Source organism: Citrobacter sp. Cpo142 (assembly GCF_030332425.1).
In the GTDB taxonomy this organism is placed as follows: Bacteria; Pseudomonadota; Gammaproteobacteria; order Enterobacterales; family Enterobacteriaceae; genus Citrobacter; species Citrobacter portucalensis.
In genome coordinates this window covers 1-21,848 of sequence record NZ_JAOWHW010000017.1, presented here as the reverse complement: position 1 = coordinate 21,848, position 21,848 = coordinate 1, and the positions used below count along the sequence as shown (strand labels likewise).

Annotated in this window: 25 protein-coding genes; 19 read left to right on the top strand and 6 right to left on the bottom strand. The window is 51.8% G+C overall.

Annotated features, from left to right (window positions below):
* Positions 1 to 39: 39 nt before the first annotated feature.
* Positions 40 to 726, top strand: a complete 687-nt coding sequence (gene csiR, locus OGY18_RS00235; protein WP_123268097.1) for a DNA-binding transcriptional regulator CsiR — start codon at positions 40 to 42, stop codon at positions 724 to 726.
* Between the two features lie 12 nt (positions 727 to 738).
* On the opposite strand, the gene lysM is transcribed toward csiR, so the two are convergent.
* Both lysM and OGY18_RS00225 read right to left on the bottom strand, forming a co-directional pair.
* Positions 739 to 1,188, bottom strand: coding sequence for a peptidoglycan-binding protein LysM (gene lysM, locus OGY18_RS00230; protein WP_003037241.1), 450 nt, complete (start codon positions 1,186 to 1,188; stop codon positions 739 to 741).
* 95 nt (positions 1,189 to 1,283) lie between these two features.
* Positions 1,284 to 1,442, bottom strand: coding sequence for a YqaE/Pmp3 family membrane protein (locus tag OGY18_RS00225; protein ID WP_003037242.1), 159 nt, complete (start codon positions 1,440 to 1,442; stop codon positions 1,284 to 1,286).
* A 184-nt stretch (positions 1,443 to 1,626) separates the two neighbouring features.
* Here OGY18_RS00225 and OGY18_RS00220 point away from each other — a divergent pair, with 184 nt between their 5' ends.
* The 3 genes from OGY18_RS00220 (at position 1,627) to OGY18_RS00210 (ending at position 2,733) form a co-directional block, all read left to right on the top strand.
* Entirely contained in the window at positions 1,627 to 1,926 is a 300-nt protein-coding gene (locus OGY18_RS00220; protein ID WP_003037247.1) for an ArsR/SmtB family transcription factor, read from the top strand.
* Between the two features lie 9 nt (positions 1,927 to 1,935).
* Positions 1,936 to 2,463 carry a rhodanese family protein gene (locus tag OGY18_RS00215; RefSeq protein WP_286551158.1) on the top strand — a complete coding sequence of 176 codons (528 nt, stop codon included), beginning with the start codon at positions 1,936 to 1,938 and terminating at the stop codon, positions 2,461 to 2,463.
* Positions 2,464 to 2,553: 90 nt separating this feature from the next.
* Entirely contained in the window at positions 2,554 to 2,733 is a 180-nt protein-coding gene (locus OGY18_RS00210; protein WP_003825999.1) for a GDFGVC terminal motif YodC-like protein, read from the top strand.
* Between the two features lie 36 nt (positions 2,734 to 2,769).
* Here OGY18_RS00210 and stpA read toward each other — a convergent pair whose 3' ends face one another.
* Positions 2,770 to 3,171: a DNA-binding protein StpA gene (gene stpA, locus OGY18_RS00205; protein WP_008785604.1), complete on the bottom strand. Its 402-nt coding sequence runs from the start codon at positions 3,169 to 3,171 to the stop codon at positions 2,770 to 2,772.
* Positions 3,172 to 3,729: 558 nt separating this feature from the next.
* Between stpA and alaE the strand changes: the two genes are divergently transcribed.
* Positions 3,730 to 4,179, top strand: a complete 450-nt coding sequence (gene alaE, locus OGY18_RS00200; RefSeq protein ID WP_003037259.1) for an L-alanine exporter AlaE — start codon at positions 3,730 to 3,732, stop codon at positions 4,177 to 4,179.
* Between the two features lie 34 nt (positions 4,180 to 4,213).
* Here alaE and OGY18_RS00195 read toward each other — a convergent pair whose 3' ends face one another.
* Positions 4,214 to 4,564 carry a DUF2002 family protein gene (locus OGY18_RS00195; protein WP_003037262.1) on the bottom strand — a complete coding sequence of 117 codons (351 nt, stop codon included), beginning with the start codon at positions 4,562 to 4,564 and terminating at the stop codon, positions 4,214 to 4,216.
* 123 nt (positions 4,565 to 4,687) lie between these two features.
* Positions 4,688 to 6,022 carry a MocR-like pyridoxine biosynthesis transcription factor PdxR gene (pdxR, locus tag OGY18_RS00190; protein WP_286551156.1) on the bottom strand — a complete coding sequence of 445 codons (1,335 nt, stop codon included), beginning with the start codon at positions 6,020 to 6,022 and terminating at the stop codon, positions 4,688 to 4,690.
* Positions 6,023 to 6,112: 90 nt separating this feature from the next.
* Here pdxR and OGY18_RS00185 point away from each other — a divergent pair, with 90 nt between their 5' ends.
* The 14 genes from OGY18_RS00185 (at position 6,113) to emrB (ending at position 20,286) form a co-directional block, all read left to right on the top strand.
* Positions 6,113 to 6,544 (top strand): carboxymuconolactone decarboxylase family protein, encoded by a 432-nt coding sequence (locus tag OGY18_RS00185; protein ID WP_003825991.1) that lies wholly within the window; start codon positions 6,113 to 6,115, stop codon positions 6,542 to 6,544.
* A 280-nt stretch (positions 6,545 to 6,824) separates the two neighbouring features.
* Positions 6,825 to 7,070 carry a glutaredoxin-like protein NrdH gene (gene nrdH, locus OGY18_RS00180; protein WP_048236625.1) on the top strand — a complete coding sequence of 82 codons (246 nt, stop codon included), beginning with the start codon at positions 6,825 to 6,827 and terminating at the stop codon, positions 7,068 to 7,070.
* Positions 7,067 to 7,477, top strand: a complete 411-nt coding sequence (gene nrdI / locus OGY18_RS00175; RefSeq protein WP_149385112.1) for a class Ib ribonucleoside-diphosphate reductase assembly flavoprotein NrdI — start codon at positions 7,067 to 7,069, stop codon at positions 7,475 to 7,477. Before nrdH ends, nrdI begins: the two co-directional genes overlap by 4 nt.
* Positions 7,450 to 9,594, top strand: a complete 2,145-nt coding sequence (gene nrdE, locus OGY18_RS00170) for a class 1b ribonucleoside-diphosphate reductase subunit alpha (RefSeq protein WP_193134568.1) — start codon at positions 7,450 to 7,452, stop codon at positions 9,592 to 9,594. Before nrdI ends, nrdE begins: the two co-directional genes overlap by 28 nt.
* 10 nt (positions 9,595 to 9,604) lie before the next feature.
* The gene (gene nrdF, locus OGY18_RS00165) at positions 9,605 to 10,564 is read left to right on the top strand and encodes a class 1b ribonucleoside-diphosphate reductase subunit beta (protein ID WP_063940983.1); all 960 of its coding nucleotides are present in this window, start codon (positions 9,605 to 9,607) and stop codon (positions 10,562 to 10,564) included.
* Positions 10,565 to 10,918: 354 nt separating this feature from the next.
* The gene (proV, locus tag OGY18_RS00160) at positions 10,919 to 12,121 is read left to right on the top strand and encodes a glycine betaine/L-proline ABC transporter ATP-binding protein ProV (RefSeq protein ID WP_003825980.1); all 1,203 of its coding nucleotides are present in this window, start codon (positions 10,919 to 10,921) and stop codon (positions 12,119 to 12,121) included.
* On the top strand, positions 12,114 to 13,178 hold the full coding sequence (proW, locus tag OGY18_RS00155) for a glycine betaine/L-proline ABC transporter permease ProW (RefSeq protein WP_008785611.1): 1,065 nt from the start codon (positions 12,114 to 12,116) through the stop codon (positions 13,176 to 13,178). Before proV ends, proW begins: the two co-directional genes overlap by 8 nt.
* 67 nt (positions 13,179 to 13,245) lie before the next feature.
* A complete protein-coding gene (proX, locus tag OGY18_RS00150) occupies positions 13,246 to 14,241 on the top strand; it encodes a glycine betaine/L-proline ABC transporter substrate-binding protein ProX (protein ID WP_043017315.1) in 996 nt (331 codons plus the stop codon).
* A 197-nt stretch (positions 14,242 to 14,438) separates the two neighbouring features.
* A complete protein-coding gene (locus tag OGY18_RS00145) occupies positions 14,439 to 15,623 on the top strand; it encodes an MFS transporter (RefSeq protein ID WP_079938777.1) in 1,185 nt (394 codons plus the stop codon).
* Positions 15,624 to 15,745: 122 nt separating this feature from the next.
* Positions 15,746 to 16,483 carry an AzlC family ABC transporter permease gene (locus tag OGY18_RS00140; protein ID WP_191219714.1) on the top strand — a complete coding sequence of 246 codons (738 nt, stop codon included), beginning with the start codon at positions 15,746 to 15,748 and terminating at the stop codon, positions 16,481 to 16,483.
* On the top strand, positions 16,473 to 16,808 hold the full coding sequence (ygaH, locus tag OGY18_RS00135) for an L-valine transporter subunit YgaH (RefSeq protein WP_003825969.1): 336 nt from the start codon (positions 16,473 to 16,475) through the stop codon (positions 16,806 to 16,808). The genes OGY18_RS00140 and ygaH overlap by 11 nt, the downstream gene beginning before the upstream one ends.
* Positions 16,809 to 16,898: 90 nt before the next feature.
* Positions 16,899 to 17,429 carry a multidrug efflux transporter EmrAB transcriptional repressor EmrR gene (gene emrR / locus OGY18_RS00130; protein WP_003037300.1) on the top strand — a complete coding sequence of 177 codons (531 nt, stop codon included), beginning with the start codon at positions 16,899 to 16,901 and terminating at the stop codon, positions 17,427 to 17,429.
* Positions 17,430 to 17,558: 129 nt separating this feature from the next.
* Positions 17,559 to 18,731, top strand: a complete 1,173-nt coding sequence (gene emrA / locus OGY18_RS00125) for a multidrug efflux MFS transporter periplasmic adaptor subunit EmrA (protein WP_003825968.1) — start codon at positions 17,559 to 17,561, stop codon at positions 18,729 to 18,731.
* Between the two features lie 16 nt (positions 18,732 to 18,747).
* Complete coding sequence (gene emrB / locus OGY18_RS00120) at positions 18,748 to 20,286, top strand: multidrug efflux MFS transporter permease subunit EmrB (protein WP_286551145.1); 1,539 nt, start codon at positions 18,748 to 18,750, stop codon at positions 20,284 to 20,286.
* 48 nt (positions 20,287 to 20,334) lie between these two features.
* Here the strand turns inward: emrB and OGY18_RS00115 are convergent, their stop codons facing one another.
* Positions 20,335 to 21,705 carry a carbohydrate porin gene (locus OGY18_RS00115; RefSeq protein ID WP_279275554.1) on the bottom strand — a complete coding sequence of 457 codons (1,371 nt, stop codon included), beginning with the start codon at positions 21,703 to 21,705 and terminating at the stop codon, positions 20,335 to 20,337.
* Between the last annotated feature and the right edge of the window lie 143 nt (positions 21,706 to 21,848).

The window sequence follows — 21,848 nt, the reverse complement described above, 5'->3', positions numbered from 1 at the left end:
TCCCGGCGCAGGCCGGGAAATCCTTTCAGGAGTATGACCATGACCGCCATTCCCCAACCGACGGCCATTGATGGATACCGCTGGCTGAAGAACGACATCATCCGCGGTGTGTATCAGCCTGATGAAAAACTGCGTATGAGCCTGCTGACCTCACGCTATGAGCTTGGCGTGGGACCGCTACGCGAAGCGCTTTCGCAGTTAGTTGCCGAGCGGTTGGTGACGGTGGTTAATCAGAAAGGGTATCGTGTCGCCCCGATGTCAGAACAGGAGTTGCTCGATATTTTCGATGCCCGCGCCAATATGGAAGCCATGCTGGTCGCACTGGCCATTGAACGCGGCGACGACGCCTGGGAAGCTGAAATTCTGGCGCGCGCACATATGCTCAGTAAGCTTGAAGCCATTGACGCCAGCGAACAGATGCTCGACGAGTGGGATCAACGCCATCAGGCGTTTCACTCGGCGATTGTCGCCGGCTGTGGTTCACAATATCTGCTGCAAATGCGTGAACGGCTGTTCTCTCTGGCGGCGCGCTACCGGTTTATCTGGCTGCGTAAAACGGTACTATCGGTTGAAATGCTGGAAGACAAACACGATCAGCACAAGACGCTAACCGAAGCGATTCTGGCACGTGATGCCGCGCGTGCCAGCGAATTAATGCGCCAGCACTTGCTGACGCCGATTCCGATTATTCAACAGGCTATGTCCGGCAAATTGCTGGCGCAATAAGCCTGAATCACATTACTGTTCCGGAATACGTAATACCTGCCCAGGATAGATTTTATCCGGGCTTTTCAGCATTGGTTTATTCGCTTCAAATATCTGGTTATACAGGTTGGCATTACCGTAAACCTGTTTGGCAATAGCACTCAGGGTATCCCCAGATTTCACGGTATAAAACTGGCTTTCGCTCGCTGGCGCAGAGGTTTTAACCTGATCGTCTACACTGGCAATACCGGAGATATTACCAATCGCGATCAGAATTTTTTCTTTCGCCTCCTGACTTAATCCATCGCCAGAAACAGTGGCTTTGCCTTCGTTAATTTGCACATCCACTTTATCCGCATCAGGGATGCCTGTTTTGTTCAGGTGTTCCTGCACTTTTTTTGCCAGATCGGCTGTGTCATGGTTTCCAGTGACCGCATCCCACAGTTTTTCACCCGCATCTTTTACAAAATTGAAGAGTCCCATATCCACCTCGGTAATTAACAATCAACACCCAAAAGTGTAGCAGAGGAGAAAGGGGCACAAAGAAAACGGCGCCAAAGCGCCGTAGTAGAAAGGAATTAGTTACGCGTCTGTATCCAGAAGGCATGGATCAAACCTGGGATGTAGCCCAGCAGCGTCAGAACGATATTGAGGATAAATGCCCAGCCGAATCCCTTCCCCAGCAGCACGCCAAGCGGGGGCAGAATAATAGTAAAAACGATTCTCCAGAAACCCATACACACTCCCTACAAGCAAAAAATTAATCATTGTTTAAAAAGAGATTTTATCTCTAAGAGTAGCCATTCTACCCAACTCTGCCAGCATTCCGCGGCTGTTTTACCCTCCTTTACGCTCTTTACACTGGCGTACGCTGGTTGTTTATTTTAGAATGTGCTTAATTTAGATTATGCTTAAATACATATGACTGAACTTGAACAACTCCAGGCCAGCGCTGAACAGGCTGCCGCCCTGCTAAAAGCGATGAGTAACCCGAAACGGTTGCTGATTTTGTGCATGCTCTGTGGTTCACCCGGTACCAGCGCGGGCGAATTAGCCCGTGTTACCGGCCTTAGCCCTTCCGCCACATCCCAGCATCTGGCGCGTATGCGTGAAGAAGGTCTGATAGAAAGCCAGCGCGATGCTCAGCGCATCCTCTACTCCATTAAAAATGCGGCTGTGAATTCGTTGATCGCCACATTAAAAACACTGTATTGCCCATAAGGAGCCATCATGACTATTGGGATGATTTCCCCACGCGAGGCGCAGACACTGGTCGCGCAGGGTGCAAAACTGATTGATATCCGCGATGCTGATGAGTATCTACACGAGCATATTCCTGAGGCACATCTGGCGCCGTTACCTACCCTTGAGCAGGGATCGCTGCCTGCGAATTTACGCGCAGAGCAGGTGATTTTTCACTGCCAGTCAGGCAAACGTACTCAAAATGCGGCAACAAAACTGAACGCCATTGCCGCGCCCGCGCAGGTCTGGTTGCTGGAAGGTGGAATTGAGGGCTGGAAAGCCGCTGGTTTGCCGGTGGCAAAAGACAGTTCACAACCGTTACCGCTGATGCGTCAGGTGCAGATAGCCGCAGGCAGCCTTGCCCTACTCGGCGTTATTCTGGGCTATAGCGTTAGCAGCGCCTTCTTCCTGCTGAGCGGTTTTGTAGGCGCCGGGCTGATTCTCGCTGGCATGACCGGCTTTTGCGGTATGGCGCGATTACTGGACATCATGCCCTGGAACCGACGTACTCATTAAGCGGTAATCATTGAAACAGCACTGTACCCGCCGGTTGACGTGATCTATGGTGAGTTCTGCGATAAATGATAAATAAAGGAGCGCAGCAATATGTTTAAACCTGGCGATCTGGTTCAACCGCGTATGGGCGGTCCAAAACTGAAGGTTGTTGAAGTCAATGACGATCAAATTGTGGCGGTACAAGCCAGTAATGAAAGCGGTGATAAATTCACGCTGAAAGCAGCTGATGTCACGCGATATACCGAAGAGGGTGATTTCGGCGTTTGCTGAAAATAAGCGGTGAGGATCTCCTCACCGCCTTCGCAATTAGATCAAAAAGTCATCAAGAGATTTACCGGCAGCCAGCGCCTGGGCAATTGGCTTCGGTGTGCGACCTTGTCCGGTCCATGTTTTCGTTTCACCATTGAGATCGATAAAACGATATTTCGCCGGGCGCGGTTGGCGTTTTTTAACTGAACGTGCCGTCGCAGGTGTTATGCTCAGCAGCTCCTCCGGGCTGATCCCGTCTGCCTGCATCTGCGCCAGCAAGGCATTAATTTTTGCCTGCTGTTCTGCACGTTGGCGCTGTAGCTGTTCTTCTTCATCGCGCCGTTCTTTGGTCACTACCCTGAATTTTTCAAGCATATCTTCCAGTACATCAACGGAAAATTCACGAGCCATTGCACGCAGCGAGCGGATATTATTTAAGTTTTTTAACATTGAACTCATATTAACAAAACCTCTTTAACGTAAAACATAAAAACGGTATTACGCTAAATATTGTATGCAACTGATTATTATATTTCCAGTCTAATTTATTCGTTTATCATTAAACAAATAGCCAACTCTGATATTTATCAGCATCCATTCTGCTATCGCCCAGACAATATATTCTATTACTCTGATTGCAGCTTTGAATATACCTGCAAGGTATCTCAGCGCGTCACTTAAGAAACAGGCCACAGCATCTCGTGGAACCAACGAGTATACATATTGCACATCAGTCAACATTCAGAAAAGGAGCGCAAAAAATTCAGAAAAACAAGCAACAATAACTCTTTGATCTAAAAAGACTTTAATTAATACAGCAACGAAAATACCAAAACGAACAAAAAACAAACCATTGCAGAGCATTTTATCGACAAAAAGACAATAAATAAAAATTTTCAGCTAGTTGCTAGTTATTATCCAGGCAGATATCCTATTAAAACGCGAAAGCAGCAAGACAAATCACTAGCAGTTAAGGTATTCAAAACCTTTTTTCCCCTTTTTACAAGGAGCATTAACATGTTCTCTCCGCAGTCACGCTTGCGTCATGCAGTAGCAGACACGTTCGCGATGGTTGTTTATTGTTCTGTCGTGAACATGTTGATCGAAATATTCCTTTCTGGAATGAGCTTCGAACAGTCGCTGTATTCCAGATTAGTCGCTATCCCTGTCAACATACTGATCGCGTGGCCATACGGCATGTATCGTGATTTGTTCATGCGCGCGGCCCGTAAAGCCACGCAGGCAGGATGGGCAAAAAATCTGGCGGATGTGCTGGCTTATGTCACCTTCCAGTCGCCGGTGTATGTGATTATTCTGCTGACGGTTGGCGCAGACTGGCATCAGATTACAGCTGCAGTAAGTTCGAACATCGTGGTGTCAATGCTGATGGGCGCTGTCTATGGCTACTTTCTTGATTATTGCCGCCGCTTGTTTAAGGTCAGCAGCTATCATCAGGCTAAAGCCTGACGCTTCTTCGCGACTGGCACTGCCAGTCGCGTTATTAGTTAGAATTAACGTCGCCAAACAGCCCGCTCAGATAACGTTCAAGCGCAATACGCGAGCTAAAGCCGTGCGGAATACCATAATGCTCATGAGTCTCTCCGGCTAAATACAGCGGGAATTGCTGGTAATGATCGCAAGTTTTAATATCCGTTGCCGGTTCCGCCAGCGAAGAGCTACGCTCTTTCAACGTGGGATGGATAATTAATGCGGTACGCCCCATGCGAGCTTCACGATTAACATACACATAATTTTCGCCACGCCGATAGCCGTACGTTTTCTGCGTCACTACATCAACGGTAAAGCCCACTTTTTCAAGTACGCGCGCCACCTCATCAGGTCGTAAATACATATTATTTTCCTCGTTATCTTTTACTGCGGGCTTACCTTACCTGATTCAGCATTAACAACGCTTTCAGAAAAGTCCATAAACGAGTGAACACGATGAGATGAATATCTTAAGAACCGTACAGATTTATGTCAGCGCCAACCTCAGTTGGTAGGCCGCCTGTTGCGCCATTTCCGCCGAGCTGATATTGGTAAATGACAGCAATATTCCACCCTTTCCTTCTGACGTTATTCGCCAGCGGCTTAGCGCCTGAACCGCTAACCCGGCCTGATTCGCTTTGCGCACCAGCGCAATATCATCTCCGTCTACACTCATCACCAGTTGAATCCCACCTTCCTGAGGAATGACGCTAAACCCTTGTTCAGTCAGGGCGTTTTCCATCCATTGTCGTCGCTGAGCATAATGCTGGCGCATACGTTTTAAGTGCCGCCAGAAGTGGCCGTCTTGCATAAAATCTGCCAGCATTTGCTGCCATAAAACCGGAACGCTACAGGCCGTTAGCGCCGCCTGCTGACGAAAATAATCGACCTGAGTCGGGGGCACCACCAGCCATGCCGTACGCAAAGCCGGAAACATCGATTTGCTGAACGTTCCGGCATAAATCACCCGCTGGGGCGCATCCAGACTTTTTAGCGGCGGCAACGGCTTACCGTGGTAACGAAATTCACTGTCATAGTCATCTTCGATTACCCACGCCTGCGCGCGAGTCGCCCACTCCAGCAACTGGTGGCGACGGTCCAAAGACAGTGCTACCCCCAGTGGGCTTTGATGTGCGGGAGTGAGCAGTACAAAACGCGCCTGCGGGTAGTCGCGGATCCCGGCACTGACATCCAGACCATCGGCATCCACCGCTACCGGCATCAACTCAATGCGTTCCTGAGCCACCACGGGCCGGATCAGCGGAAAACCGGGATCTTCGACCCACATTCCCTCACCGGGATGCGCCAGAGCGCGCAGGATTAACGTCATTGATGCCGCATAGCCTGAAGTGATAAAAATCTGCTCTGGCTGGCATTCAATACTGCGTGAAACGCGCAGGTAATCAACAATTGCCTGGCGTAACACCCTTTCGCCACATACATCGCCCACCGCCAGATCAAAACGCGTTTGGGTGCGTAAACGCCGTCCCATCACCCGTGCCCAGACTTCACGCGGAAAAAGATCGAGTGCGGGTAATCCCATCTGAAAAGGTTGCGGTCTGGGATTTTCTCCGGCGAAGATGGCAGGCGATGCAGGCGCCCTTTCTGGTCGCAGTTGCTCACTGACAAACGTTCCTGCCTGCCCACGCCGCGCGAGCCAGCCCTGCGCCACCAGCTCTGCATAGGCATTTTCCACCGTCGAGCGTGATACTCCCAGCTCCTGGGCCCAGGTCCTGCTGGAGGGCAATCTGGTACCGGGCTTGAGTTCACCTTTCTCAATTGCGTTTTTTAACTGACGGGCGATTTGCTGATAACGTGGCATTTATGGTCTGCTTTTTTGGCAACAATATGGCTCTCTGTTGCAGTCCATTATAGTGCTACAGTGCGGGTCATCCAAACGAGGAGAAATACCATGACAATGTTACGCCAGCCCTATTACGAACTCAGTCCCGAAATCTATAACGCTCTGGTTCAGGCAAGCCAGGCGCTGGAAAACTGCGCGCTGGAACCTACGTTGACGGAACTGATTTACCTGCGGGTCTCGCAAATCAACGGCTGCGCCTTTTGTCTGGAAATGCACAGTAAAGCACTGCGCAAATCCGGTGTTGCGCAGGCCAAACTGGACGCTCTGGCAGGCTGGAGGGTGAGTCACCACTTCAGCGAGCAGGAACGTGCGGCGCTGGCGTGGGCCGAATCGGTCACCCAAATTGCCACTACACACGCCGAAGATGACGTTTATCTGCCGCTGCTCGACCATTTCAGCGCGAAAGAGATTAGCGACCTGACATTTGCCATTAGCCTGATGAACTGCTTCAACCGCCTGGCGGTGGGGATGCGCATGTGATTCTGCGCTGCCGGATGGCGGCATAATGCCTTATCCGGCCTACGTTGTGCTCTCCTGTAGCCCGTAGGCCCGATAAGCTTAGCGCCATCGGGCAATTTATAATCACCCGTTAGCCTTCCCCCGCCACGCTCATCACCCTGCTCATCATCAATCTAAAATTCCCATATCTTGTATGGTTGAATCTTTTTAAAACTACATCTAGTATCTTTCCTATCAGGACACACACAACCCGACGCTCTCTATCGCGCCGATCTTTTATTTTTAAATGGAAATACGAATCATGCGCATTATTATTTACACTCGCAATAACTGTGTTCAGTGCCACGCCACCAAACGGGCAATGGAAAGCCGTGGGTTTGACTTTGAGATGGTAAATGTCGATTTACAGCCCGATTTGGCTGATAGCCTGCGCGATCAGGGGTTTCGCCAGCTACCGGTCGTGGTCGCGGGTGAAACCAGTTGGTCAGGGTTTCGCCCGGACATGATCAACCGTCTGCATCCGGAACACCGTGTGGCCAGCGCATGAGTCAGCTCGTCTACTTCTCCAGCAGCTCCGAAAATACGCACCGCTTTATGCAGCGTCTGGGGCTGCCTGCCATCCGCATTCCGCTTAACGAACGCGAGCGGATCCGGGTAGACGAACCTTACCTATTAATCGTGCCGTCCTACGGCGGCGGCGGCACTGCTGGCGCGGTCCCAAGACAGGTGATCCGCTTTTTAAACGATACGCACAACCGGGCGTTAATCCGTGGAGTGATCGCCTCCGGCAATCGTAATTTCGGTGACGCCTACGGTCGCGCGGGTGATGTCATCTCACAAAAATGCGGCGTGCCGTGGCTCTATCGCTTTGAGCTGATGGGCACCCAAAGCGATATCGACAACGTTCGAAAAGGAGTGAGCGAATTTTGGCAACGACAACCGCAGAACGTGTAATGCAGCCAACGCTGGATTATCACGCCCTGAACGCCATGCTGAATCTGTACGATAAAGCCGGGCGCATTCAGTTCGACAAAGACCATCAGGCGGTGGAGGCTTTCTTTGCCTCCCACGTCCGCCCAAACTCGATGGCGTTTGCCAGCCAGCAGGAGCGCCTGGAAACGTTGGTGGATGAAGGCTATTACGATGCCAGCGTGTTAGCCCGCTACGATCGCGCGTTCGTGCTGAAGCTATTCAACCACGCCCACGCCAGCGGATTCCGTTTCCAGACGTTCCTCGGCGCATGGAAGTTCTACACCAGCTATACGCTGAAAACGTTCGACGGTAAGCGCTATCTCGAAGACTTTGAGGATCGGGTCACAATGGTGGCGCTCACGCTGGCACAGGGCGATGAAACGCTCGCGATGCAGCTGACCGATGAAATGCTTTCCGGGCGCTTTCAGCCCGCCACACCAACCTTTTTAAACTGCGGCAAACAGCAACGCGGTGAGCTGGTCTCCTGCTTCCTGTTGCGTATTGAAGACAACATGGAGTCTATTGGTCGGGCGGTCAACTCCGCACTTCAGCTCTCCAAACGCGGCGGCGGTGTGGCATTTTTACTCTCCAACCTGCGCGAGGCAGGAGCGCCCATAAAGCGCATTGAGAACCAGTCATCTGGGGTGATACCGGTAATGAAAATGCTGGAAGATGCGTTTTCTTATGCGAATCAACTCGGGGCACGTCAGGGTGCGGGGGCGGTGTATCTGCACGCACACCATCCGGATATTTTACGTTTTCTCGATACCAAGCGCGAAAACGCCGACGAGAAAATCCGCATCAAAACGCTCTCGCTTGGCGTGGTGATCCCGGATGTTACCTTTCAACTGGCGAAAGAAAATGCCCGAATGGCGCTGTTCTCACCGTATGACGTGGAACGGATTTACGGCAAACCGTTCGGTGATATCGCCGTGAGTGAGCGGTATGACGAACTGGTTGCCGACGAACGTGTGCGCAAAAAATTCATTAACGCCCGCGATTTCTTCCAGCGGCTGGCCGAGATCCAGTTTGAGTCTGGCTATCCTTACATCATGTTTGAAGATACGGTGAATCGCGCCAATCCGATTGCCGGTCGGATCAATATGAGCAACCTGTGCTCGGAGATTTTGCAGGTTAACAGTGCCTCTACCTACGATGAAAATCTCAATTACGCACAGACCGGGCACGATATTTCCTGCAATCTCGGCTCGTTAAACATTGCCCATACCATGGATTCACCCGACTTTGGTCGTACGGTGGAAACGGCGGTTCGTGGCTTAACCGCCGTTTCGGACATGAGCCATATCCGCAGCGTGCCCTCGATTGAGACCGGAAACAGCGCGTCGCACGCAATTGGTCTTGGGCAGATGAATCTGCACGGGTATCTGGCGCGGGAGGGGATCGCCTACGGTTCGCCGGAAGGGCTGGATTTCACCAATCTCTATTTCTACACCATCACCTGGCATGCGCTGAATACGTCAATGAAGATCGCCCGCGAGCGCGGTCAAACCTTTGCCGGATTCAAACAGTCGCGCTACGCCAGCGGCGAATATTTTAACCAGTATCTGCAGGGCGACTGGCAGCCAAAAACCGACAAGGTTCGCACGCTGTTTGCCGCCAGCGGCATTACGCTGCCGACGCGCGAGATGTGGTCACAGCTGCGTGAAGATGTGATGCGCTACGGCATTTATAACCAGAATTTACAGGCGGTTCCCCCCACCGGTTCTATCTCCTACATCAATCATGCCACGTCAAGCATTCACCCGATCGTGTCGAAAGTGGAGATTCGCAAAGAGGGCAAAACCGGGCGCGTTTACTACCCTGCCCCGTTTATGACCAATGAGAATCTGGCCTTGTATCAGGATGCCTATGAGATCGGTCCACAAAAAATCATTGATACCTACGCAGAAGCAACACGCCATGTCGATCAGGGGCTTTCACTGACGCTCTTTTTCCCCGATACCGCCACCACGCGCGATATCAACAAAGCGCAGATTTACGCCTGGCGTAAGGGCATCAAATCCCTGTACTACATCCGACTACGCCAGTTGGCGCTGGAAGGCACCGAAATAGAAGGCTGCGTGTCATGCGCGCTGTAAGGAGGAGAAAATGACATTATCCCGCGTGAGCGCCATCAACTGGAACAAGATTGAGGATGATAAAGATCTTGAGGTATGGAACCGTCTGACCAGTAACTTCTGGCTCCCGGAAAAGGTCCCGCTCTCCAATGACATTCCGGCCTGGCAAACGTTGAACGCCGCCGAACAACAGCTAACAATCCGCGTTTTTACCGGGCTGACGCTGCTCGACACCATTCAGAATGTTGCCGGAGCACCAGCGTTAATGGCTGATTCGTTAACACCGCATGAAGAGGCGGTGCTGTCGAATATCAGCTTTATGGAGGCGGTGCACGCCCGTTCATACAGCTCTATTTTCTCCACCCTTTGCCAGACCAAAGATGTGGATGCAGCTTACGCCTGGAGTGAAGAAAATACCCCACTCCAGCGCAAGGCGCAGATCGTTTTGGCACATTACGCCAGCGACGAACCGTTGAAGAAGAAAATTGCCAGCGTGTTTCTGGAATCCTTCCTGTTCTATTCCGGCTTCTGGTTACCGATGTATTTTTCCAGCCGCGGAAAATTGACCAATACAGCCGATCTTATTCGCCTGATTATTCGTGATGAGGCCGTTCATGGGTATTACATTGGTTATAAATATCAAAAAGGTCTGGAGCATATTTCCGAGTCCGCACGCGAGGAGTTAAAGAACTTTGCCTTCGATCTGCTGATGGAATTGTATGATAACGAAGCGCGCTATACGGAAGAATTGTATGCAGAAACAGGCTGGGTGGATGACGTCAAAGCCTTCCTTTGCTACAACGCCAATAAGGCATTGATGAATTTGGGGTATGAAGCGCTATTTCCACCTGAAATGGCGGAGGTTAACCCGGCAATCCTTGCCGCGCTGTCGCCCAACGCTGACGAAAACCACGATTTCTTCTCGGGTTCTGGCTCATCCTATGTGATGGGAAAAGCGGTCGAAACCGAAGACGACGACTGGAATTTCTAGCAATCAATTCTGCGGGAAATACCGTATATTTTTCGCGGAAATATTTTAACAGGATCACACTTTTGTCGTGCAAATATAATTGTGTGATCTACACTCAATATCAGCCGCATTATTCGCCTGCATTCCAGCAATTCAGGCGATTTTTCATTGGCATTTACAAAAAATATTAACCCGCCCGCATTCGCGCTCAGCCCTTATATCACGGGAAGTCCCGCCGCCTGGCCTTCGGCAATATTCATGCCACAACCAAATTCAGGGTTGTCTCAGATTCTCAGTATGTTAGGGTAGAAAAAGGTCACTATTTCCATCAGGTAATATATCGATATAAACAAATAACAGGAATCATTCTATTGCATGGCAATTAAATTAGAAGTTAAAAATCTCTATAAGATATTTGGAGAGCATCCCCAGAGAGCCTTCAAATATATTGAAAAAGGACTTTCAAAAGAGCAGATTCTGGATAAAACGGGGCTATCGCTTGGCGTTAAGAACGCCAGTCTGGCCATTGAAGAAGGCGAGATATTTGTCATCATGGGATTATCCGGTTCGGGTAAATCCACAATGGTACGCCTTCTCAATCGCCTGATTGAACCCACCCGCGGGCAGGTATTGATTGACGGCGTAGACATCGCCCGGATATCCGATGCTGAGCTTCGCGAGGTGCGCAGAAAAAAGATTGCGATGGTGTTCCAGTCCTTTGCCCTGATGCCACACATGACGGTCCTGGACAATACGGCATTCGGCATGGAATTAGCCGGTGTTGGTGCGGATGAACGTCGTGAAAAAGCGTTAGATGCGTTGCGCCAGGTTGGTCTGGAGAATTATGCTCACGGTTACCCGGATGAACTTTCCGGGGGGATGCGCCAGCGTGTGGGCCTCGCCCGCGCATTAGCCATTAACCCTGACATCTTATTAATGGATGAGGCCTTCTCAGCCCTCGATCCGTTAATTCGTACCGAGATGCAGGATGAGCTGGTAAAGCTACAGGCGAAACATCAACGTACCGTAGTCTTTATTTCCCACGACCTCGATGAAGCTATGCGTATTGGCGACAGAATTGCCATTATGCAAAACGGTGAAGTGGTCCAGGTCGGTACGCCGGATGAAATCCTGAATAATCCGGCCAATGATTATGTACGCACCTTCTTCCGTGGCGTTGATATTAGCCAGGTCTTTAGCGCGAAAGATATTTCACGCCGTAGTCCCGAAGGTTTAATTCGTAAAAACCCCGGGGTGGGTCCACGTTCGGCGCTGCAATTATTGCAGGACAAAGATCGCGAATATGGTTACGTGATCGAACGCGGCAATAAATTCGTTGGCGTTGTCTCTATCGACTCATTAAAAACAGCGTTAAGTCAGGCGCAAGGTATTGAAGCGGCATTGATCGATGAGCCGTTAGCCGTAGATGCACAAACCCCTCTCAGCGAGTTGCTTTCTCATGTCGGTCAGGCCCCGTGCGCGGTGCCGGTTGTAGATGAGGAACAGCAGTATGTGGGCGTCATTTCAAAACGCATGCTGTTACAGGCTTTAGATCGTGAGGGGGTAAACAATGGCTGATCAAACTAATCCGTGGGACACCACACCAGCGGCCGACAGTGCCGCACAAAATGCTGATGCCTGGAGTACGCCATCAGGCGCACCCACTGACGGTGGTGGCGCGGACTGGCTGACCAGCGCACCCGCGCCGGCACCAGAGCATTTCAATATTATGGATCCGTTCCATAAGACGCTGATCCCGCTGGACAGTTGGGTCACAGAGGGGATCGACTGGGTCGTTACCCATTTCCGTCCGGTCTTCCAGGGCATTCGTGTCCCGGTGGATTACATTCTCAACGGCTTTCAACAGCTGCTGTTAGGTATGCCAGCCCCGGTAGCGATTATCCTGTTCGCGCTGATTGCCTGGCAGATTTCCGGCGTGGGGATGGGCGTTGCTACGCTGATTTCCTTAATTGCCATCGGTGCCATCGGCGCGTGGTCGCAGGCCATGATAACCCTGGCGCTGGTGTTGACCGCGTTGCTGTTCTGCGTGGTTATCGGTCTGCCGATGGGGATCTGGTTGGCGCGCAGTCCACGAGCAGCAAAAATTGTTCGCCCGCTGCTGGACGCCATGCAAACCACACCCGCGTTTGTCTATCTGGTGCCGATTGTCATGCTTTTCGGTATTGGTAACGTCCCGGGCGTAGTGGTGACGATTATCTTCGCCCTGCCGCCAATCGTGCGTCTGACTATTCTGGGGATTAACCAGGTGCCAGCCGATCTGATTGAAGCCTCGCGCTCGTTTGGCGCCAGCCCGCGTCAGATGCTGTTTAAAGTGCAGCTCCCGCTGGCAATGCCCACCATTATGGCTGGGGTTAACCAGACGCTGATGCTGGCGCTCTCAATGGTCGTCATCGCGTCGATGATTGCCGTCGGCGGACTGGGCCAGATGGTTCTGCGCGGAATCGGTCGTCTGGATATGGGGCTTGCCACCGTCGGCGGGGTTGGGATTGTGATCCTCGCAATCATTCTCGACCGCCTGACGCAGGCCGTCGGTCGCGACTCGCGTAGTCGTGGCAACCGTCGCTGGTACACCACCGGTCCCATTGGGCTTATCACTCGCCCATTCACGAAGTAATTCACCCGTTGCCCGGTGGCGCATGCTTACCGGGCCTATACGTCCCTCCAATAATTAAGGAACAACGATGCGACAGAAAATAATTATTGCCACAGCGTTTGCCACCCTTGTCTCCACCAGCACTTTCGCTGCCGACCTGCCGGGCAAAGGCATCACCGTACAGCCAATCCAGAGCACTATCTCTGAAGAATCCTTCCAGACGCAGTTAGTCGCCCGTGCGCTGGAGAAACTGGGTTACACCGTTAACAAAACCAGCGAAGTTGACTACAACGTCGGCTATACCTCCATTGCCTCTGGCGATGCAACTTTTACCGCCGTGAACTGGCAGCCGCTGCATGATGATATGTACGCCGCTGCGGGCGGAGACAAAAAGTTTTATCGCGAGGGGGTATTCGTTACAGGTGCCGCACAGGGTTATCTGATCGACAAGAAAACCGCTGAGCAGTATAAAATCACCAATATCGCCCAGTTAAAAGATCCGAAGATCGCCAAAATCTTTGACACCAACGGTGACGGAAAAGCCGATATGATGGGCTGTTCACCGGGCTGGGGCTGTGAAGCAGTAATCAACCACCAGAACAAAGCTTTCGATCTGGAAAAAACCGTCGAGGTCAGCCACGGTAACTATGCGGCGATGATGGCCGACACCATTACCCGCTTCAAAGAAGGTAAACCCATTCTTTACTACACCTGGACACCGTACTGGGTCAGCGACGTAATGAAGCCGGGTAAAGATGTGGTCTGGCTGCAGGTACCGTTCTCTTCCCTGCCAGGCGAGCAGAAAGATATTGATACCAAACTGCCAAACGGTGCCAACTACGGCTTCCCGGTGAACACTATGCATATTGTCGCCAATAAAGCCTGGGCGGAGAAAAACCCGGCTGCGGCGAAACTGTTTGCCATCATGAAGCTGCCGCTGGCGGATATCAACGCGCAGAACGCGATGATGCACGACGGGAAAGCGTCTGAAGCCGACGTGCAGGGTCACGTTGACGGCTGGATCAAAGCCCACCAGCAGCAGTTTGACGGCTGGGTGAACGAAGCGCTGGCTGCGCAGAAATAACCGGCTCGCAGGCCTGATGAGCGTAGTCTCATCAGGCACTGTAACTATGCCAATACCGGATGGTGGCGCGATGTGTCTTATCCGGTCTACCTCCCTCTATCTCACCTAAATCGCACAATCCATCACCCAACAAATCAGCAACATTTAATCACTTCCGTTATGATTGTTTTCTGCAACCCATTACTCAGTTGAAAACAATGACGAAAACCACTCAGGGACTTAGCCCTTCGCTAATCCTGTTAATGTCTATCGCCACCGGCCTCGCCGTCGCCAGTAACTATTATGCGCAGCCGTTGCTCGACACCATTGCGCGTAACTTTTCGCTATCTGCCAGTACCGCCGGGTTTATCGTCACCGCGGCCCAGCTCGGCTACGCCGCCGGCCTGCTGTTTTTAGTACCGCTCGGTGATATGTTTGAACGCCGGATGCTGATTGTCTCCATGACGTTGCTCGCGGCTGGCGGCATGCTGATCACCGCCAGCAGCCAGTCGCTGGGTATGCTGATTCTCGGTACTGCCCTGACCGGGCTGTTCTCGGTAGTGGCACAGATTTTGGTTCCGCTGGCGGCAACGCTTGCCACGCCAGACAAGCGCGGGAAGGTCGTCGGTACGATTATGAGCGGCCTGCTACTGGGTATTCTGCTGGCGCGCACCGTGGCAGGATTACTGGCGAACCTTGGCGGCTGGCGCACCGTATTTTGGGTGGCATCGGTATTAATGGCGCTGATGGCGGTTGCACTGTGGCGCGGCCTGCCGAAGATGAAATCCGATACTCATCTTAACTATCCGCAGCTGTTAGGCTCCGTATTCAGTCTGTTTATTCACGATAAATTGCTGCGTACCCGCGCGATGCTGGGCTGCCTGACGTTTGCCAATTTCAGTATTCTGTGGACCTCGATGGCGTTTTTGCTCGCCGCGCCGCCGTTTAACTATTCGGAAGGAATGATTGGTCTGTTCGGTCTGGCGGGTGCCGCAGGGGCGCTAGGCGCACGTCCGGCAGGCGGTTTTGCCGATAAGGGTAAATCCCACCTGACCACAACTATGGGGCTGCTATTACTGCTGCTCTCCTGGCTTGCTATTTGGCTTGGGCACGCTTCCGTCCCCATGCTGATTATCGGTATTCTGGTGCTGGACCTCACCGTTCAGGGAGTACACATCACCAACCAGACGGTTATCTATCGCATCCATCCTGACGCGCGTAATCGCCTGACCGCCGGATACATGACCAGCTATTTTATTGGCGGAGCGGCAGGTTCACTGATTTCAGCCTCCGCCTGGCAGCATGCCGGGTGGGCTGGCGTTTGCCTGGCGGGTACGACCGTTGCCATACTCAACCTGTTGGTCTGGTGGCGAGGCTTTCACCGTCAGGAAGCCGTAAATTAAGCGTATAGCGCATGTTTACCGCTGATTGGGCTCCACAGGGTGTTAAGGAGCCCATCAGTCTGCTAAGGTTATAACTCATTGAACCAAGTTATATTAATTTCGGTAATGAAACCTATAACCCTATGGAACACCCTGTACCCCAGTCTGAATCCAGTTCGGCAACGTTAACGGAAGGATTCAAAGACAGCCTGCCAATAGTCATCAGCTATATTCCGGTCGCTTTTGCATTTGGTCTCAATGCCACTCGCCTTGGCTTCACGCCGGTTGAAAGCGTCTTTTTCTCCTGCATTATCTATGCGGGGGCCAGCCAGTTTGTCATTACCACCATGCTCGCCGCAGGCAGTTCGCTGTGGGTCGCCGCGCTGACCGTCATGGCCATGGATGTCCGCCATGTTTTGTACGGCCCTTCCCTGCGCAGCCGAATAGCCCAGCGACTGAGTAAACCCAAAAGTGCACTGTGGGCTTTTGGCCTTACCGATGAAGTCTTTGCCGCCGCAACGGCAAAACTGGTCCGGGATAATCGGCGCTGGAGTGAAAACTGGATGATCGGCATCGCACTGTGCTCCTGGGCCTCCTGGGTGTTTGGTACGGTGATCGGTGCGTTTTCCGGCAGTGGTTTACTCAAGGATTACCCGGCGGTTGAAGCGGCACTGGGATTCATGCTCCCGGCGCTGTTTATGAGCTTCCTGCTCGCGTCATTCCAACGTAAACAAGCGCTCTGCGTGACTGCCTCCCTGGCCGGGGCGCTGGCTGGCGTGATGCTGTTTTCCATCCCTGCCGCTATCCTTGCAGGTATTGTCTGTGGATGCCTGACGGCGCTCATCCAGTCATTTTGGCAGGGAGGTCCTGATGAGCTATGAGGTTCTGCTGCTTGGCCTGTTGGTCGGCTGCGTTAATTACTGTTTTCGCTATTTGCCACTCCGTCTTGGGGTCGGCAATGTTCGCCCGACGAAGCGCGGCGCGACGGGCATATTACTCGACACTATTGGCATTGCATCTATTTGCGCCCTGCTGGTGGTGTCTACCGCGCCAGAAGTTATGCACGACGCTCGTCGGTTCGTGCCTACGCTGGTGGGGTTTGTCATACTGGGCGCAAGCTTCTATAAGACCCGCAGCATCATCATTCCAACGTTACTGAGTGCTCTGGGCTATGGATTAGCCTGGAAAATGCTTGTTGGCTTATAGATAAAAACAATCATTTTAAAGAAATAATACATTTACTTTATTTGTCACTGTCGTTACTATATCGGCTGAAATTAATGAGGTTATACCCAAATGGATAGTTCGTTTACGCCCATTGAACAAATGCTAAAATTTCGCGCCAGCCGCTACGAAGAGTTCCCTTATCAGGAAGTGCTTCTGACTCGCCTATGCATGCACATGCAGGGCAAGCTGCTGGAAAACCGCAATAAGATGCTGAAAGCTCAAGGGATTAACGAGACGTTGTTTATGGCGTTGATTACGCTGGAGTCTCAGGAAAACCACAGTATTCAGCCTTCTGAACTGAGTTGCGCGCTTGGCTCGTCACGCACTAACGCTACCCGCATTGCGGATGAGTTAGAAAAACGTGGCTGGATCGAACGTCGTGAAAGCGATAACGATCGCCGCTGTCTGCATCTGCAATTGACCGAGAAAGGCCATGCTTTTTTGCAAGAGGTGTTACCGCCTCAGCATAACTGCCTGCATCAGCTCTGGTCGTCTCTTAGCACCACCGAAAAAGATCAGCTTGAGCAAATTACCCGTAAACTTCTGACCCGTCTTGATCAGATGGAGCAGGATGGCGCGGTGTTAGAAGCGCTGCGCTAACGCGCCGACTCGCTCAGAAATCCAGATTTATAAATGAAAAAACCGACAGGCCAGCACGCATACTGCTGGCCTGTCTGATAAACAGGTCGGCTCAGCCGATGTGAAAAAAATAAGATCGTGGAGAACAACATGAGCGCAAATGCGGAGACTCAAACCCCGCAGCAACCGGTCAAGAAGAATGGCAAACGTAAAAGTATGCTGCTCCTTCTGACCTTGCTCTTTATTATCATTGCCGTGGCATATGGGATTTATTGGTTTTTAGTACTTCGTCATGTCGAAGAGACAGACGATGCGTACGTGGCAGGGAACCAGGTTCAAATCATGGCTCAGGTATCAGGCAGCGTGACGAAAGTCTGGGCTGATAACACTGACTTTGTAAAACAAGGCGATGTGCTGGTCACCCTCGACCAGACAGATGCAAAGCAGGCATTTGAAAAAGCCAAAACTGCGCTGGCTTCCAGCGTGCGTCAGACGCACCAGTTGATGATCAACAGCAAGCAGTTACAGGCAAGCATTGAAGTGCAGAAAACCGCACTGGCGCAGGCACAAAGCGACTTTAATCGCCGAGTTCCGCTGGGCAATGCCAACCTGATTGGCCGCGAAGAGCTGCAACACGCTCGTGATGCCGTCGCCAGCGCTCAGGCCCAGCTTGATGTCGCAATCCAACAATATAATGCTAACCAGGCGATGATTCTGGGTAGCAAGCTGGAAGATCAACCCGCTGTGCAACAGGCTGCTACCGAAGTGCGCAATGCCTGGCTGGCGCTGGAACGTACCAGAATTGTCAGCCCAATGACCGGTTATGTATCCCGTCGCGCCGTACAGCCTGGTGCACAAATTAGCCCAACCACGCCGCTGATGGCGGTTGTTCCGGCCACTAACCTGTGGGTAGATGCCAACTTCAAAGAAACACAGCTCGCGCACATGCGTATCGGCCAACCGGCGACCGTTATCAGCGATATTTACGGCGATGACGTAAAATATACCGGTAAAGTTGTCGGTCTCGATATGGGTACGGGCAGCGCCTTCTCCCTGCTGCCAGCGCAGAACGCAACCGGCAACTGGATCAAAGTCGTCCAGCGTCTGCCGGTACGTATCGAACTGGATGCGCAGCAACTGGCACAGCATCCATTACGTATTGGTTTGTCTACGCTGGTTACGGTAGATACCTCAAATCGTGACGGACAAATTCTGGCAAGCCAGGTTCGTACCACGCCGGTATCAGAAAGTAATGCACGTGAAATCAACCTTGCTCCGGTCAATAAGATGATCGAAGAGATCGTGCGGGCCAACGCGGGCTAATTCAAAGGTGCGTGTGATGCAACAGCAAAAACCGCTGGAAGGCGCGCAGCTCGTCATTATGACGATCGCGCTGTCCCTGGCGACATTCATGCAGGTGCTGGACTCCACCATTGCTAACGTGGCGATCCCCACTATCGCCGGGAACCTCGGCTCTTCACTGAGCCAGGGAACCTGGGTGATCACCTCATTCGGGGTGGCGAACGCTATCTCTATTCCGATCACCGGCTGGCTGGCAAAACGCTTTGGCGAAGTAAGACTCTTTATGTGGTCAACTATCGCCTTCGTCATTGCGTCATGGGCATGCGGGATGTCCACCAGCCTGAACATGCTGATTTTCTTCCGCGTAATCCAGGGTATTGTTGCCGGTCCATTAATTCCGCTGTCACAGAGCCTGTTGCTGAATAACTATCCACCCGCCAAGCGTTCCATCGCCCTCGCGCTATGGTCGATGACGGTGATTGTTGCCCCGATATGTGGTCCTATTCTTGGGGGCTATATCAGCGACAACTATCACTGGGGCTGGATATTTTTTATCAACGTGCCAATCGGTGCTGTAGTGGTATTGATGACCCTGCAAACCCTGCGCGGTCGAGAAACCAAAACCGAGCAGCGGCGCATTGACGCCATTGGTCTGGCACTGCTGGTCATCGGTATCGGCAGTTTACAGATTATGCTCGACCGCGGCAAAGAGCTGGACTGGTTCGCCTCGCAGGAGATTATCATCCTGACGGTGGTCGCCGTTATCGCTATCAGCTTCCTGATCGTCTGGGAGCTTACCGACGAGCACCCCATTGTCGATCTTTCGCTGTTTAAGTCGCGCAACTTTACCATCGGCTGTCTGTGTATCAGTCTGGCCTATATGCTCTACTTCGGCGCAATCGTCCTGCTGCCGCAGCTGTTGCAGGAGGTATACGGCTATACGGCAACCTGGGCTGGTCTGGCGTCAGCGCCGGTTGGGGTGATTCCGGTGATCCTGTCGCCGATTATCGGCCGCTTCGCGCACAAGCTGGATATGCGTCGGCTGGTGACGTTCAGTTTTATTATGTACGCCGTCTGTTTCTACTGGCGTGCGTGGACGTTCGAGCCGGGTATGGGCTTTGGCGCATCGGCCTGGCCGCAGTTTATTCAGGGGTTCGCGGTAGCCTGCTTCTTTATGCCGCTAACCACCATTACGCTGTCCGGTTTACCGCCTGAACGTCTGGCGGCGGCATCCAGCTTGTCGAACTTTACGCGAACGCTGGCAGGTTCCATCGGTACATCGATTACGACGACAATGTGGACGAACCGCGAGTCGCTGCACCATGCTCAGCTAACGGAATCTGTTAACCCCTACAACCCAAATGCACAGGCTATGTACGATAAGCTGCAGGATTTAGGGATGACGCACCAGCAGGCTTCAGGTTGGATAGCTCAGCAGATCACCAATCAGGGGCTGATTATTTCCGCTAACGAAATCTTCTGGATGTCGGCGGGGATATTCCTGGTCCTGCTTGGCCTGGTGTGGTTCGCCAAACCGCCCTTCGGTGCGGGCGGCGGTGGTGGTGGCGCACACTAACTATCTGATAAAAGGGATCTGCGGATCCCTTTTTTATTAGACCTACAATCAGAAGTAATATTTGAATCTCAGACGCCCGCCGTAACGCGCATCTTCGCTGTTATCACCATTAGTCGGATTGGCCTCTACCCATGAAGCATAGGCACCGAGATAGATGTTAAAGTTTTTCATATCCATCACATTGGGGAATAAATATGAGGCATGAATAGTGTGAATGTCATAATTGCCGGGATCGGTGATCCAGCAATCGTCCTCACAAACGGTATCGATATTGGTAGCATTGAAGGCTTCGATTTTGTTATGCGCATAGATATAACCCAGTTCAAATCGATGCCACAACGCATTCACCCCAGCGGTAAAATCTGTCTCATCGGTCGCATCCATATAGGCGGTATTCAGGTTAATCACTGCGCCATCTTCCGGGTCCGTTTTTTGACCATTCCAGGTCATGGTAAAACCATAGCCCGTACGATCTGACTGATCGATCCACGTCCCATTTTGGTAATAGCCGTAGGCGTTGTTAACGACGTTACTTTCCATCGCTATCGCCGTTGAAAAACGCCCGTTTTGCCAGGCGATAACCGGACGGACGTAAGCCACGTTTTTATCGTTGGTTAAATCCATTCCGTGGTACTGCTTCTCGGTATATAACGTACTGCCATTTTCCAGCAATGTGTTAACTTCGAAATACCAGTTGTCGATGGTTTTGCTCAGCAGGAAGTTACCCCCGCTGTCGCTACGTCCCCGTCCTTCTTTCATCATATAGATATAGCCGTAACCGTCACTGTAGAGATCGTTCGCTGTATTCCCCGAATATTCAACAAACGTATCCTGATTCAGCGGGAACATATCGTAGGCTTCAAAACGACCAACCTTAATTTTCCAGTCATTCTCACGACCAAAGAAGAAAACGGCATCATCGAGGTTCATTTTTCCGGTCAGGTCCGCCAGAGGCTGTACCGAGAACCCTGCAAAATTACCGTTGTCCCGCCGCTGGTAACCATCAAAGCCCAGCAACAGGCGTCCGTTAATATCCCAGCGTTCATTGGTTCCTGGTGCCCAATCTTTATTCGCTGATGTTCTCGTCGATGTCAGGCTACCGGAACGGCTTGCCGCATCCATATTAAATTCGACATCGCCATAGAACTTAATATCGCTGAAGCCAGATAATGTCAGCTTAGGCGGAGTTTCACCTGCTGCAATCGGCTCGGCAGACTGGACATTCACCGTCGGCGCAGCAGCGACCTGCTGCTGCTTCAGCGAGCGAATTTGCGCCTCAGCATCGGATGCCCGTTTTTCGGCATTAACAACACGTTGCTCCAGTTCAGCCAGACGCTGCTCAATAGTGATATTATTTGCTGCCCAAAGGTTATGAGAAAAGCAAGCACCGATCATCAGCGCCAAATATTTAGCCTTCATTTTCATCCCTAAAGTTTAATGTATACCAGATAAGATTTGATAAAAGCCCTATCTACCGGCTATTAAGGAAGGTGCGAACAAGTTCCTGATATGAGATCATCATATTCATCCGGAGCGCATCCCAGAGGGACATCATGAGCCAT